The sequence below is a fragment of the Rhodococcoides navarretei genome (assembly GCF_038069675.1).
GTDB lineage: Bacteria > Actinomycetota > Actinomycetes > Mycobacteriales > Mycobacteriaceae > Rhodococcoides > Rhodococcoides navarretei.
This window is the reverse complement of record NZ_JBBPCN010000001.1, coordinates 49868-63921: the sequence shown is the minus strand read 5'-3', so window position 1 is coordinate 63921 and position 14054 is coordinate 49868. Positions and strand designations below refer to the sequence as shown.

Here is a 14054-nt window from a genome sequence, read left to right as displayed (position 1 = left end):
CGGTAGGCAAACGTATGGGTATGCAACTGAGATTTCTGGCCGGCGTCTCGACGGCCTTCGCAGTCAAGCTCCTGGTGATGCGAGCGCTGACACTCAAGCTGCAGCGAGACATCGAGGCACTCAACAACGGCGACTACCGCCCGCTACTGTCGTCCTTCCACCGAAACGCAGTGCTGAAGTTCGCCGATGGAGACAGCCGTTGGTCGGGCACACACCGCGGCCGCGCGGCCATCGAAAACTTCTTCCAGGACTTCGTTGCCGCCGGAATCAAAGGCCAGATCACCGAACTTTACAGTGGCGGTGCACCGTGGCGCATGACCCTGCTCGTCCGCTTCGACGACCAAACCCACGCAGCCGACGGCACCGAGATCTACAGCAACCGCACAGTGCTCCTCGTCCGCACGAGCTGGGGGAAAATCATCTCGCAGGAAGACTTCTTCGAGGACACCACTCGCATCGACGCATTCGAGAAGAAACTGCGGCAACTCTAGATCCGCCGGCGCGTGACACTGCGCGATCCGCCGGTACTCGATGTGACATTTGGTGGCCTTTTCGGGGGTCAATGTCACATCGAGTGGACGCCGGGGTCGGATGGGCCGGGGCGGCGATAGGTCACCTGGGGGTAGTTGTCGGCATTCGTCACGCAGGCGTGCACGTTGTATACCGTGCGCACCAGGTGTTCGGTGATTACTTCGCTCGGGGTTCCCGACGCCACGATGGCACCGTTGTTCAGGACGATGATCCGGTCGCAGAACATGGCGGCGAGGTTGAGGTCGTGGAGGGCGATGTAACTGCTCAGCGGTAGGCCTGCGACGAGGGTGAGGATGTCGAGTTGATGCTGGATGTCGAGGTGATTGGTCGGCTCGTCGAGCAGTAGTTCGGTGGGTTGTTGGGCAAGGGCTCGGGCGATCTGGACTCGTTGGCGTTCGCCGCCGGAGAGGGTGTGCCATCGCCGGGTGGCTTTCGACGCCATGGCGGTGTCGGTGAGTGCTCGTGCGATGGCGGCGTCGTCGTCGGATGCGTCGCCGCCGAGGATCCCGTGATGTGGGATGCGACCGAGGCGAACGACGTCGCGGACGCTGATGTCGACGTCGGTGTCGGAGTGTTGATCGACGATCGCTACACGTCTGGCAACGCGGCGTCGACGCAACGTGCGGAGATTGTCTCCGTCGAGCAGCACGTCGCCGCTGTCGGGGGCGACGATGCCGGCGAGGATGCGCAGTAGCGAGGATTTACCAGACCCGTTGGGTCCGATCAAGCCGATGGTCTCGCCGGGTTCCGGCTCGAAGCTGATTCCGTCGAGAATCGGGTGTCCGCCGCGGGTCCATCGAATGTGGTTGGCGTGCAGTGTCATCGGGACCTCCTGAGCCGGAACAGAATGAGAGCGAAAGCCGGCACTCCGATGAGTGCCGTGACCACTCCGACGGGAATTTCTTGCGGTGCGAACACCGTTCGAGCGATGGTGTCGACCCAGACCATGAAGATCGCGCCGATCATCACCGTGGTGGGCAGCAGTCTTCGGTGACGCGCCCCCACGAGAAAGCGGGCGGCATGCGGAAGCACGAGTCCGACGAATCCGATGGCGCCGGCGGCACTGACGAGGGCGGCCGTGATCAATGCGGTGATGACCAGCAACAGGATTCGCACCCACTTCACGGGAACGCCCAGAGATGCGGCCGCGTCATGACCGAAGGTGAACGCATCGAGAGCCGAGGTGTTGAACAGGCACACCACGATTCCCAGCAGCGCCACTGCGCCGCACAGGGCAACGTCCGTCCAGTCGGCACCGCTCAGGGAGCCGAGCAGCCAGAACAGCACTCCCCTGGTCTGTTCGGCATCCGCCGAGGAGATGACGATGAACGACGTCAGAGCCGAGAACAGTTGCGTACCAGCAACACCAGCGAGTACGACGCGGTCGTTGCCGCCACCCGCACCAGCGGCGAGCAGCATCACCAGGACGAACGACAACAGTGCTCCGGCGAACGCTCCGGTGGACAGCGACAGCGCTCCGCCGCCGACGCCGAGCACGGCGACGACGACGGCACCGGTGGATGCGCCGGACGAGATACCCAGCACGAACGGGTCGGCCAACGGATTACGCAACAGCGACTGCATGATGGCTCCGCACAGGGCCAGGCCGGCGCCGCAGATGGCGGCGAGCAGAGTTCGGGGCAGGCGCAGCTGCCAGACGATCCCGTCCTCGATGCGGCTCACTTCGGCCGTGCCGATCCCGATGTGCCCCAGTATCACTCGGTACACATCGGATACCGACACGCTGGCCGGGCCGATCGTCACTGCCACGCCGATCGAGAGCACCAACACCACGACGCCGCCGAGCAGGAGCGGGATCAGCAATCCGCGATCGGTTCGGCTCATGGGGTGGTCAGGCCCCAATTCTGCAGAGCGGCAGCAACTTTCTCGACCCCGTCGATCGTCCGGATCGAGGGGTTGAGGTCGGCACCGTTGACGACGATGTACCGCTCGTCCTCGACGGCGGTGAGCCGACTCGTCACGGGATTCGACTCCAGGAAGGCGATCTTGCTGTCGAGAGCATCACCGGCGATGCTCCGTCGGCTCAGATCGGCGAGCACGAGCGCGGTGGGATTGCGATCGAGCACACTCTCCCAATTGACCTGTGGCCATTCGTCGGTGGTGTCGGCGTAGATGTTCTGGGCACCGACGGATCCGGTGATGATGCCCGACGATCCACAGCATCCGGCCATGTACGGGGTGTCGGTATCGGCGAACCAGTACGCCAGCGTCACACCCGATGCGTCGACGGCTCCTGATGCCCTCGCGAAGCGATCCTCCAGCTCGCCGACGAAGCGTTCGCCGCGATCCCGCACGTCGAAGATGGCGGCGAGGTCGCGAATCTCCTGGTAGACGGTCTCGATTTCGAGCGGTGATGTACGCGCGCCGTCGGAGTTGACGCTGTCGTCGGTCTTGCCGTTGCAGTCGGTGGGAGAGAGATAGCTCGGCACACCGAGCTGCTCGAACTGATCCCTGTCAGCGACGCCTCCCGAACCGAGGGTGCCGCCGAACGACGCGGAAACGAAGTCGGGCTCGGCGTCCAACACCACCTCCAGGGAGGGCTTGTTGTCCGCCAACCTGGGGACCTTCGCGTTCTCCGATTCGAGGTTCGCGCGGACGGGATCGGTCCAGGTGGCGGTGCCGACCATCCGGTCGGCGAGGCCGAGTGAGAGAAGGATTTCCGTCGAACCCTGATTCAACGAGACCGCACGTTGCGGTGGGGCGTCGACGACGACGTCGCGGCCGCAATTGGCGATGGTCAGCGGGTAGTATCCGGTGGTCGGGGTGGCTGCGGCGGTCGTCGCAGTGGACGAGCAACCGGCGAGAACGAGGATCGAGACAGCGCCTAGAACGGCGAGAGTGGTGCGCATGGTCAGAGCTTCCTGCTGAGGGCTCGTGTCGCGGAGCCGCGGATGGAGGTGAATCACGACGTCCGAGCATTCGGACTTCGAGCTCTCGCTCGTCACCGTTGCGCGCCAGCTCCGGAATTGCACCGGATTCCCTCGTTCGTCGCGTGCTGACCTTATCGTGCGGGGTACCTCGGCGGTCAGTGCGGCGCTGTCATCGGCTCCTGTGCATAGCTGCGGGGAAAGGTCCTGCGTGCCAACACGACTACGGCCAGCGCTGCAGCCACCAGCGCCGTTGCAGCAGCGGTGACGGCCACGATGCCGCTGAGGTCGATCACCACACCGCCCACCAGAGCGCCCGTCGCGATCGCCAACTGGAAGGCAACGACGTAGATCGCCGACGCCTTGTCCGCATCGGACGGGGCCGCTCTGACCACTGCCGATTGGATACACACCGGGAGGGTGGTGAATGCCAGCCCCCACAACGCGATGGCACCGACGGCGAACACGGCCCAGCTTCCCGGCGCTCCGCTCAGGGTGCACCAGAGAACTGCCACCGCAGCGGTCACTGCGCCCAGAGCGGCGATGGTCGAGTGCCGGGGCCACCGGTCGTAGGTTCGGCCGATCACCCAGATGCCGATCACCCCGAACAATCCGTACAGCATCAACATCAGAGTCAGTGTGGTGCCGGCCGAACCGATCGCCCGGTCGACGATCACCGAGAAGTAGGTGTACGCCGCGAAATGACCGAGGACGGCCAGGAACGTCACGCCACACAGAATGGCCAGAGAGCCGGCGAGCACCCGCGGTGTCTCTTTCGTCGCCGAATCCGCCCGGCTGACCGGTAGGGCCGGGAGGACGAAGTACAACGCCACTGCAATGGCTGCGGCCACGATACCGAGAATTGTTGCTGCCGTTCGCCATCCGAGCCACTGGCCCATCGCGGCGGTGAGTGGATTGCCGGCGACCAATGCCAGCGAGGTACCGGCATACACCGTGGCGATGGCCTTGCCCTGCTTGCCGGGTAGTGCGAGCGACGCCGCGACGGGCGCGACCACGGCCCAGAAGACTCCGTGCGTTGCCGCGCAGAGCATTCGGGAGATCACCAGCATCGGATAGCCGACGGATACTGCGGAGAGAAGTTGTGAGAGTGCCAGTGCGGCAACGGTGATGACGACCACGCGCCGTCGTGGCCACTCGCGCACGAACCGGATCAACGGCATCGTCATCACTGCGACGCCGTACGCGTAGAAGGTCAGCAGGAGGCCGACCGCCGATTCGCCCACACCGAGGTCCTGGGAAATTTCGGGGAGCAACCCCACGGGCAGCGTTTCCGCCGTGACGTAGATGAACGCGGCTGCGGCGAGCACCAGCAGCTTCGGAAGCGGCGAAGACATGTTGTGTATCGTTACACACACGTCGTGCGACGCGCTACAGTGGGTCGGTGAACACTCGGGTGACCATGGCCGACGTCGCGGCGTCCGCCGGCGTGTCCACCATGAGCGTCTCCTACACCTACAACCGACCGAGCCGGGTCTCGGCTGCCACTCGGGAACGTGTGCGCGCGGCGGCGGCCACCCTGGGATATGCCGGTCCCAACCGCACCGCGCGCTCGCTGCGCAGTGGCCGGCACAACAGCATCGGCGTCGTCCTCGGCGAAAAACTCACGTACGCCTTCGAGGATCCCCAGGCGCGACGCTTTCTCTCCGGCATCGCCGACGCCTGCCTCGACGCGGACACCGCGCTGGTGATGTTGCCGAACCTGCACCGCGACAAGGACATCGCGCGAATCCGAGACGCACAGGTCGACGGGTATGTCGTGTGGACCACCGAGATCGACGACCCCCTGCTCGACGTCCTCGTCGAGACCGGCCGCCCGACGTGCATCCAAGGTGGGCCCGACCACCCCGGGTTGAACTGGATCGCGATCGACGACAGGGCAGCCGCCGGCGCCGTCGCCATCGCCGCGTTGAACGGCCGATCTCGCCCGGCAGTCATCGCTCTCAGACCCGATACCCGACGCGAATCGACCGTCGTGCGTGGCGCGGACGCGTCGGACATATCGATGCCGGTGACCCGATCCCGACTCGAGGGCTACCGAGACGCCTGTCTGCACTCCGGGATCGACTGGTCGACGGTCCCTACCCTGTTCACCACCGACAACACCCGAGCCGAAGGTGAACGCGCAGCGCGACTACTGTTGCACGACAACGATATCGACGCACTGTTGGTGATGAGCGACGAACTTGCACTCGGGACACTCGACGCGGCGGCGGCATCCGGAATCGACGTTCCCGCGCGACTGGCCGTCACCGGATGGGACGACTCCCCCGCCGCTGCCGCCGCCGGTCTGACCACCGTTGCGCAGTCGCTGTTCGACCAAGGTCGGTCGGCGGCGCGGTGGGTGCTCGGGCTCAGCGACGGCGTGGAGAACGCGATCTGGCGGGTCGAAGAGCGGACATCGACCGCATCCGAAACTGCACCGAAACCGAGGACGGTGTGATGTAATAGATCTTAAAAAAGGGGATGTTCCCTGTTTATAGCGCTGAAGCAAACTCTTCGGCTAGTATCACTCTTGGCTATCCGGCCATGAGGGGGAACAGTGAGTCGAGAGCACGACGCGCCGCCCCATCATGTCGCCGCAGTGTCCGGAACCGCTGCCGTGTCCGGTACAGCGGCTCAACGCGACGCGCTGACCGGCTTGCCGAACCGCGCCGAGATCCTCGCCCTCATCGCCGCCGAGATCGACGGACGCACCCCGGACCGCCAGTTCAGCGTCCTGCTGGTCGACATCGACGGATTCCGAGCATTCAACGACGCCCTCGGACCCGCCCAGGGCGATGAACTGCTGTGCATGATCGCCGACCGGCTCCTCGCTTCCACCCGCCCCGGCGACACCATCGGCCGACTCACCGGCGACGAGTTCGTCGTCATCGCACGGGGATGCCACTCCATTGCCGCACGCGCCTTGGCTGCCGGTTTCGCGAGCGTCTTCGAGCCCCCATTCGAACTCGGTATTCGGCAACTCATCCTCACGGCCAGCGTCGGAGTCGCGTCGAGCACCGACGCCGACATCAACGCCACCCAACTTCTCCACAACGCCGCTGCAGCCATGCATGCCGCCAAAGCCGTCGGGCGCAACGAACACCACGTCTTCACCGACGAGCTGCACCACACCAACCGCACCCGACTCGAACTCATCGAACGATTGCGCGGCACCGCCATGGTCGAGCGCGAACTGACGATGGTCTACCAGCCCATCGTCGAACTCACGACAGGATCGGTCGTCGGGGCCGAAGCACTCATCCGATGGAACCACCCCCAGCTCGGCCTGCTGATGCCCGACGCCTTCATCCCTCTCGCCGAGGACGCGGACCTCATCGTGCCGCTGAGCATGTGGATTCTCGCCGAAGTCGCGCACACGATCGCCGAGTGGCAGAGCCGAAACATCCACCTCCAAGTCGGCGTCAACATCAGCCCGGCCCACTTCGCCACCGGGTCCCTCGCCACCGACGTCATCGGCATCGTCGACACCTACGGCATCGAACGCGGACGGCTCGCACTCGAACTGTCGGAATCACGAACTCTCCACGATCTCGACGCAGTCCACTATCAACTCCGCGACGTCCGACGCCGGGGCGTCCTCATCGCCATCGACGACTTCGGCTCCGGTTTCTCCTCCCTCGAACGACTCGCCACCCTCCCCGTCGACACCCTCAAGATCGACAAATCCCTCACCCAACATCTCGACAGCGACAACCTGCACCGACGTCGCGCCATGACGACACTCTGCACCGCCCTCGTCGAGGTCACGACCACACTCGGGAAAGACACTGTCATCGAGGGAATCGAGACCCCCGAACAACTGCAGATCTGTACCGACATGGGCGTAACCTTCGGCCAAGGACACCTGCTCGGACGCCCTATGCCCGTGGCGGCACTCGAACAGTTCATCACCCGCCACAGCACCCACAGCGAATCCGCATGACCCGAGGAACGAACGTGAAGATCGACAACGAAGTCCAACGCTTCACCGACGCACCCCGAGCCCAACTCTCCACCATCAACCCCGACGGCACACCGCACCTGGTGCCCATCGTGTTCGCCGTCGCCCCCACCGGTGACCGCATCTACACCGCCATCGACTGGAAACCCAAGACGACACGGAAACTGCAGCGACTCGACAACATCCGCGCCGACCCCGCCGTCAGCCTCATCGTCGACCACTACACCGACGACTGGTCCCAACTCTGGTGGATCCGCGCCGACGGAAACGCCCGCATCGTCGAAACCTCCAGCGACGAAGGCACATCGGCCACGGAAGCCCTGGTCACGAAATACAGCCAATACAAAAACACCAGACCCGAGGGACCGGTCATCATCATCGACAAACTGTCCTGGCGATCGTGGTCGGCTTCCTGACCCACCTCCCGTTGACCACTCAATGTGACCTTCAGTGACCTTTTTGACCGTCAATGGCACATCGAGTGGACTGCGGGCGGGTGAAAGTGCACTGAAATTCGTTGGCGCATCGAACGCACTGTTGACACACTGCTGACCATGCTCGACGCTCCTCCCGATCGGATTGTCACCGACCGCCTTGTCATTCGTCGCGAATCGGCCGACGATGCCACCGCCATTGCCGATGCGATCGACCGCAATCTCGTTCGCCTTCTGCCGTGGATGGGGTGGGCGACCGAAGAAGCCGCCCGTCCTTCGGCCCAACTGGCTCGCCTCACCGAAGCCGCTGAGCAGTGGGATGCCCGGGAAATGTTCGACTACGGAATTTTCGACCTGGATGACGGTTCGTTTCTGGGCAAGATCGGTATGCATCGCAGAATCGGCCCGCACGGAGTCGAATTGGGCTACTGGCTCGACGTCCAGGCCGAGGGACGTGGTGTGATCAGCGAGGCCGTCGCTGCCCTCATGCGTGAGGCCTTGAACCTGGCCGAGATTGTCCGAGTCGAAATCCATTGTGATGCAGCAAATCTCAGAAGTCAGGCCGTACCCAGGCGGCTCGGCTTCGTTCTGGACAGGATCGAGCATCGACCGATCGCTGCTGCGGCCGAGACCGGCGAACACATGGTGTGGGTGTATCAGCCCGACCGTCGATAGGTCGTGTCCTCCCGCGATCGGGCCGTCACGTTCGGTCGCGGTCTCGCCTTGGCCTGCTCGTAGCGCGCGCGAAGGTCGGACAGGACGCGTTCCGGATCGTCCCGGATATCGCTCGGCAGATGCGTCACAACGATGAGGCCGGCGTTCTGCGCTCGTTCACGACGCTCCACCGTCGCCCTGTGCGCGGCGGGCGAGAGGTGGTATTCCAGCGAGTCGATCTCCCAATCCAATGCAACGTCATCGAGCCAATTGTCAGCGATCAACAGGAACTTTCCCCGCTCGTCGTGGACGACCACGTTGTGTTGCATCGCCGGAAGTCCGCTGCGCGCGTACAGCTTCTGGGCCTGGGCCTCGGCAACGGAATGCGCGCCGGCCGCCAACTCCCGCAGCACCCGTCGCGGCATCGCCGTCCCTCGTGTACTGCCGGCGTCGAGTTCCTTCATGATCGCTTCCACGGTGGCAGCTCCTCGCTGCACGACACTGGCAATCAGCGCCATGCACTGCTCGGTGTTCTTCATTCGCCGAATCGCGTCGCACAGACACCGAACGATCGGAGCGACGCGAAGCCCCGACTTGATCTCCGCCGTCGGCATCCGCCACGTACGCTCTACCACCGCGAAGCTCACGGACTTGCGATGCTGCGACTCCGGAATGAGTGCGAACGTTTCCTCCAACGAGACCGAAGTTCCCAATCCGTGCAGCGCCAACCCTGCCCGACCGCTGATGACCGCATCTTTCCCGCAGTAGATGGACACCGCAACGGCGCGTTCGATCGGCGTCAACGATCGGTTCTTCAAGAACACCAGCCCAGGCAGTGCCCGCGACCAAATTCCCTCCGGCAGGGTGCGTCGAACAATGGTCTTCGACGCCACCCCGAGGTCGAGTAGATGCGCCGTCCTGACCAAGCCACGATCCGACGCAGCCGCGATCACCTTCGCATCGATTCGTGCCCCGCCCCGCTTCATGCACATGATGATGCGCTGTGCCACGAACAAAAATCGGACACAACGACGGGAAACAACTTGCCCTGTGGATAACTCACACCCTGTGGATGAATTCAAAACGGCCGACAGAGCCGATACACCAGTCCACTCGATGTGCCATTGACTGCCGAAAAGGCCACTGAACGTCACATTGAGTGGGCGGGGGTGCGGGCAATGGGCAACTGACTCGGGGTCGGCGGGGATACCGTTTACTTTGCAGGTGCATTCTGACTTCGGGAGTGAGATATGACGGCGACAGCAATTCCCTCGGAACGGTTCGGTTCCAACGCTCCGCGGTCGTTCGTGCCACCCGCACGCGGTCGGTTGAGTGAGGTGCCGCATATCGCGGGGTTGGTGCTCGGCGTGTTCGCGGTGCTGTTGTTTCTGTGGAGTCTGTCGCCGACTCTTCGCTTCCTGGTTCACGTTCCTCGCGAGTACGTGGACAACTATTACTTCGATGCGCCCGATACGAGTCTGTCGTGGGCTCTGGTTGTCGGGTTGCTGGCGGCGGCGTTGGCGAGTCGTAAGCGCATTGCCTGGTGGTTGCTGACGATCTATCTGGTGTTGACGGCGATCACCAATGTCGTCGAGGGCATCACGGAGAAGGACATCAATTCGTGGATTGCGCTGGCTGTCCACATCGTCGTGACGGGGTTGTTGATCGCCGCACGCAAAGAGTTCTACACACGGGTGCGTCGCGGTGCGGTGTGGAAGGCGCTCGGTGTCCTGGTGCTGGGCGCTGCCGTCGGGACGATCGTCGGGTGGGCTCTGGTGGCATTGTTCCCCGGGTCGCTGCCGGAGAGTCAGACGTTTCTGTGGGCGTTCAATCGCGTGACGGCGTTGGCGACGGTGGACAACGAGCAGTTCGACGGCCGGCCGAACGGCATCGTCAACACGGCGTTGGGTCTGTTCGGAGCGCTGGCGTTGCTGGGAGCCGTCATCACGTTGTTTCGGTCTCAGCGGTCCAGCAACGCGCTCACCGGTCGTGACGAGTCCGCTCTGCGTGGCCTGCTGGGCAAGTGGGGCGCCGACGATTCGCTCGGCTACTTCGCCACTCGCCGCGACAAGGGCGTCATCTTCGCCACCAGCGGCAAGGCGGCGGTGACGTATCGCGTCGAGGTGGGGGTGTGTCTGGCGAGCGGGGACCCGATCGGCAATCCCGAGGCCTGGCCACATGCGATCTCCGAATGGCTGGACCTGGCAGAGAAGTACGGTTGGACCCCAGCTGTCATGGGGGCCAGTGAAATCGGGGCCACCGCGTACAAACGGGCCGGCCTCAGCGTCCTCGAACTCGGCGACGAAGCAATCCTCAGAACCAAAGATTTCAATCTCAATGGACGCGAGATGCGCCCCGTGCGTCAGGCGGTGACCCGGGCTCGCAAGGCGGGTGTCGTGGTCACCGTGCGTCGTCATCGCGACATTTCGTCGGAGGAGATGGCAGAGATCATTGCCTGTGCCGATGCGTGGCGCGATACCGAGACCGAGCGCGGTTTCTCGATGGCGTTGGGCCGGTTGGGTGACCCGCTCGACGGCGATTGTCTTCTGGTGCAGGCGGTTCAGGGTGAGAAGGTGATCGGTGTCCTCTCCCTGGTTCCGTGGGGTCGTACCGGTGCGTCACTCGATCTGATGCGTCGTGATCCGGCGTCGCCCAACGGGGTGATCGAGCTGATGGTGACCGAGCTCGCCACCGGCGCAGACCATTTCGGCGTCAGCAAGATCTCGTTGAACTTCGCGGTGTTCCGCGCCGCGTTCGAGGAGGGCAGCCGCATCGGGGCCGGGCCGGTGTTGCGAATCTGGCGCGGCCTGCTGGTGTTCTTCTCCCGGTGGTGGCAGCTCGAGGCACTGTATCGCTCGAACGTGAAATACCTTCCGGAGTGGGAGCCGCGCTACCTGTGCTTCGCCGAGAATCGGGTGTTGCCCAAGGTCGGCGTCGCGTCGGCCATCGCCGAAGGCTTTCTGACTCTCCCGACCTTCCGGCGCGCATCGAAGCACACCGGATCCCATGAGGCAGTGCCTGCGGCTCTCGCCGACGCGGACGACATTCATCCCGACGGCAGCGGCCCCGACAGCGTCGTAGACGAGCCGATACCGGGCCGTAAGCGTCCCGACCAGGTGCGCGTGCGCATGTCGAAACTCGATCGCCTCGAGCGCGAGGGCACCGAGGGCTATCCCGTCGCCTATCCTCCGACGCACACGGTGGAGGCGGCGGTGGCCTCGCCTCAGGGCACTACGGTGCGGATCGCCGGTCGCATTCTGCGCATACGCGATTACGGCAGCGTGTCCTTCGCCGTCATCCGGGATTGGTCGTCCGATATCCAGGTGCTGTTCGACCGCGAACGGGTCGGCGACCGAATAGAGGAATTCGATGCCGACTTCGACCTGGGTGACCTCATCGAGGTCAGCGGAACCATCGGATACAGCAGGCGTGGTGAGTTGTCTCTGCTGGCCACCGAGTGGCGAATGAACGCCAAGTGCTTGCATCCTCTGCCCGACAAGTACCGCGGCCTGACCGACCCGGAAGCGCGGGTGCGGCAGCGGTACGTGGACCTGGCGATCAATCGGGATGCTCGTGCTCTGATGATTGCACGCTCGAATGTGGTGAAGTCGCTTCGTGATTCACTGAGCGATCGCGGCTACATGGAAGTCGAGACACCGATCCTCCAGCAGGTGCACGGCGGTGCGAACGCAGCGCCCTTCGTCACCCACATCAATGCCTACAATCTCGATCTCTACCTGCGTATCGCTCCTGAGCTCTATCTCAAGCGCCTGTGCGTCGGCGGCATGGAGAAGGTGTTCGAGATCGGGCGTGTGTTCCGCAACGAGGGAGCGGACTTCAAACACAATCCCGAGTTCACGATCCTCGAGGCATACGAGGCTCACAGCGACTACGAACGCGCAATGGTGTTGTGCCGCGAGTTGATTCAGCGAGCTGCCGTCGCTGCGCACGGACGGGAGATCATCCTGCGTCCCGACGGTCCGAACGGGGAGATGATCGAGATCGACATTTCCGGCGAATGGCCCGTCAAGACTCTGCACGGTGCCGTCGCCGAGAAGTTGGGTGTTCCGGTCGAGCCGTCGACCCCCCTCGAGGAGCTACGACGACTGTGCGACGAGAACGACATTCCGTACGAGAAGACCTGGGATGTAGGGGCCGTCGCGCAGGGCATGTACGAGCACCTCGTCGAGGACTACACCGAGTTCCCCACCTTCTACAAGGACTTCCCGACGTCGATGTCGCCGTTGACGAGGCCGCATCGGAGCATCCCGGGCGTCGCGGAGAAGTGGGATCTCGTGGCGTGGGGCGTGGAGCTGGGTACCGCGTACAGCGAGCTGACCGACCCTGTCGATCAGCGGCAGCGCCTCACCGAACAGTCGCTGTTGGCGGCCGGCGGCGACGAAGAAGCGATGAGCTTGGACGAGGACTTCCTGCAAGCCCTCGAGCACGGAATGCCGCCGACCGGCGGTCTGGGCATGGGCGTCGACCGAGTGGTCATGCTCATCACGGGTGGCAGCATTCGCGAGACACTCGCCTTTCCCCTGGCCAAACCGCGTCAATGACCTTCCCCCGAAGCGCGTTCACGCGACCGGGTGGGCAAAACAGGGAAGATGATGGAAACTGGAGCGTGAAACAGTCAACAGGTCGGCAAAGCGTGACGGGGAACCAGACATGGACAACGCGGATCGAACCGAACGCGGTGCGTTGTTTCCCGTGAAACATTCTCCCGGTCGGTACGTCGAGGTGGACGGACAACGTCTGCACCTGTTGGTGCGCGGGACAGGCCCCACAGTCGTTCTGTGCGGGGGCCTCGGCAGCAATTGGTTCGACTGGAACGACACCGTCGACATCCTGAGCGCCCACCATCACGTGGTCGTGCTCGACCGCCCCGGCTTCGGACTCAGCGACCCCCTGCCCGACGGTGCCACGCCCACCGTCCGCGGGGAGGCCGACAGGATCGTCGGCGTCCTGGACGCACTCGGAGTCGCGGAGCCTGCCGTCGTCGTAGGTCATTCGATTGCCGGCTTCTATGCCGAAGCCGTCGCCCGGCTGTACCCGTCGCGCATCCGCGGGATTCTCTTGCTCGATTCCAGTGCAGAATCCGACCCCCGACGCTTCATCCCGACTGTCGTGCGCGTCGAGGTTGCACACCTGATCGCAACCGTGCTCAGCAAGAGCGGCGTGCAGAAGCTGGTCGGTCCGCGGGTGCGCCGCGTCCTCAACCAGGCGACACCGCCCGACGGCACACCGCAGGAGACGTTCGATTGGGTGGACGACATCTACCGCAGGCCCGCCTACCTCACAGCTGCACTCGTGGAAGATGTTGTCTACCCCGACCTCGCGGTCGAACTGAACAGACTTCGGAAGCGTGTGCCACTCCTTGTTCCGGTCATCGTCGCCGCAGCCCACACCGGACGGCCATCCCCGTGGGGCAAGAGATGGATCAAGACTCAACGCAGGCTCGCCGCGTATCTGCGTGCCGAGTTCACCGTCGTCATGCCCGCCCATCACCACGCCATGATCGACAAACCCGCCGAGGTCGCAGCCCTCATCACCGAACTGGTGTGAACCCCTCGAGGCGGC

General features: G+C 64.0%; 12 protein-coding genes. 7 read left to right on the top strand and 5 right to left on the bottom strand.

Features of this window, described 5'->3' with window-relative positions:
• Window positions 1-20 precede the first annotated feature (20 nt).
• Window positions 21-491: a nuclear transport factor 2 family protein gene (locus AABD04_RS00270; protein WP_341439790.1), complete on the top strand. Its 471-nt coding sequence runs from the start codon at window positions 21-23 to the stop codon at window positions 489-491.
• A 74-nt stretch (window positions 492-565) separates the two neighbouring features.
• Here the strand turns inward: AABD04_RS00270 and AABD04_RS00265 are convergent, their stop codons facing one another.
• From AABD04_RS00265 to AABD04_RS00250, 4 genes are all read right to left on the bottom strand, one after another.
• Window positions 566-1354, bottom strand: a complete 789-nt coding sequence (locus AABD04_RS00265; protein WP_341439789.1) for an ABC transporter ATP-binding protein — start codon at window positions 1352-1354, stop codon at window positions 566-568.
• Window positions 1351-2376: a FecCD family ABC transporter permease gene (locus AABD04_RS00260; RefSeq protein WP_341439788.1), complete on the bottom strand. Its 1026-nt coding sequence runs from the start codon at window positions 2374-2376 to the stop codon at window positions 1351-1353. The genes AABD04_RS00265 and AABD04_RS00260 overlap by 4 nt, the downstream gene beginning before the upstream one ends.
• Complete coding sequence (locus AABD04_RS00255; protein ID WP_341442907.1) at window positions 2373-3401, bottom strand: ABC transporter substrate-binding protein; 1029 nt, start codon at window positions 3399-3401, stop codon at window positions 2373-2375. Before AABD04_RS00255 ends, AABD04_RS00260 begins: the two co-directional genes overlap by 4 nt.
• Window positions 3402-3577: 176 nt before the next feature.
• Complete coding sequence (locus tag AABD04_RS00250; RefSeq protein ID WP_341439787.1) at window positions 3578-4774, bottom strand: MFS transporter; 1197 nt, start codon at window positions 4772-4774, stop codon at window positions 3578-3580.
• Between the two features lie 47 nt (window positions 4775-4821).
• Here AABD04_RS00250 and AABD04_RS00245 point away from each other — a divergent pair, with 47 nt between their 5' ends.
• The 4 genes from AABD04_RS00245 (at window position 4822) to AABD04_RS00230 (ending at window position 8492) form a co-directional block, all read left to right on the top strand.
• A complete protein-coding gene (locus tag AABD04_RS00245; RefSeq protein WP_341439786.1) occupies window positions 4822-5880 on the top strand; it encodes a substrate-binding domain-containing protein in 1059 nt (352 codons plus the stop codon).
• A gap of 99 nt (window positions 5881-5979) precedes the next feature.
• Window positions 5980-7365 carry a putative bifunctional diguanylate cyclase/phosphodiesterase gene (locus tag AABD04_RS00240; RefSeq protein ID WP_341439785.1) on the top strand — a complete coding sequence of 462 codons (1386 nt, stop codon included), beginning with the start codon at window positions 5980-5982 and terminating at the stop codon, window positions 7363-7365.
• A 14-nt stretch (window positions 7366-7379) separates the two neighbouring features.
• A complete protein-coding gene (locus tag AABD04_RS00235) occupies window positions 7380-7799 on the top strand; it encodes a TIGR03668 family PPOX class F420-dependent oxidoreductase (RefSeq protein ID WP_341439784.1) in 420 nt (139 codons plus the stop codon).
• 138 nt (window positions 7800-7937) lie between these two features.
• Entirely contained in the window at window positions 7938-8492 is a 555-nt protein-coding gene (locus AABD04_RS00230) for a GNAT family N-acetyltransferase (protein WP_341439783.1), read from the top strand.
• Here AABD04_RS00230 and AABD04_RS00225 read toward each other — a convergent pair.
• A complete protein-coding gene (locus AABD04_RS00225; protein ID WP_341439782.1) occupies window positions 8474-9457 on the bottom strand; it encodes a hypothetical protein in 984 nt (327 codons plus the stop codon). The genes AABD04_RS00230 and AABD04_RS00225 overlap by 19 nt on opposite strands.
• A gap of 264 nt (window positions 9458-9721) precedes the next feature.
• On the opposite strand from AABD04_RS00225, the gene lysX reads away from it, so the two are divergent.
• Together lysX and AABD04_RS00215 are read left to right on the top strand one after the other, a co-directional pair.
• Window positions 9722-13033 (top strand): bifunctional lysylphosphatidylglycerol synthetase/lysine--tRNA ligase LysX, encoded by a 3312-nt coding sequence (gene lysX / locus AABD04_RS00220; RefSeq protein ID WP_341439781.1) that lies wholly within the window; start codon window positions 9722-9724, stop codon window positions 13031-13033.
• A 109-nt stretch (window positions 13034-13142) separates the two neighbouring features.
• Window positions 13143-14039, top strand: coding sequence for an alpha/beta fold hydrolase (locus AABD04_RS00215; RefSeq protein WP_243595727.1), 897 nt, complete (start codon window positions 13143-13145; stop codon window positions 14037-14039).
• Window positions 14040-14054 lie beyond the last annotated feature (15 nt).

What these genes read in the sequence shown, in the direction of transcription:
- AABD04_RS00215 (WP_243595727.1), top strand. Translation starts at nt 13,143, where the DNA reads ATGGACAACGCGGATCGAACCGAACGCGGTGCGTTGTTTCCCGTGAAA.
- AABD04_RS00225 (WP_341439782.1), bottom strand. Translation starts at nt 9,457, where the DNA reads ATGAAGCGGGGCGGGGCACGAATCGATGCGAAGGTGATCGCGGCTGCG.
- AABD04_RS00230 (WP_341439783.1), top strand. Translation starts at nt 7,938, where the DNA reads ATGCTCGACGCTCCTCCCGATCGGATTGTCACCGACCGCCTTGTCATT.
- lysX (WP_341439781.1), top strand. Translation starts at nt 9,722, where the DNA reads ATGACGGCGACAGCAATTCCCTCGGAACGGTTCGGTTCCAACGCTCCG.
- AABD04_RS00260 (WP_341439788.1), bottom strand. Translation starts at nt 2,376, where the DNA reads ATGAGCCGAACCGATCGCGGATTGCTGATCCCGCTCCTGCTCGGCGGC.
- AABD04_RS00255 (WP_341442907.1), bottom strand. Translation starts at nt 3,401, where the DNA reads ATGCGCACCACTCTCGCCGTTCTAGGCGCTGTCTCGATCCTCGTTCTC.
- AABD04_RS00265 (WP_341439789.1), bottom strand. Translation starts at nt 1,354, where the DNA reads ATGACACTGCACGCCAACCACATTCGATGGACCCGCGGCGGACACCCG.
- AABD04_RS00270 (WP_341439790.1), top strand. Translation starts at nt 21, where the DNA reads ATGCAACTGAGATTTCTGGCCGGCGTCTCGACGGCCTTCGCAGTCAAG.
- AABD04_RS00250 (WP_341439787.1), bottom strand. Translation starts at nt 4,774, where the DNA reads ATGTCTTCGCCGCTTCCGAAGCTGCTGGTGCTCGCCGCAGCCGCGTTC.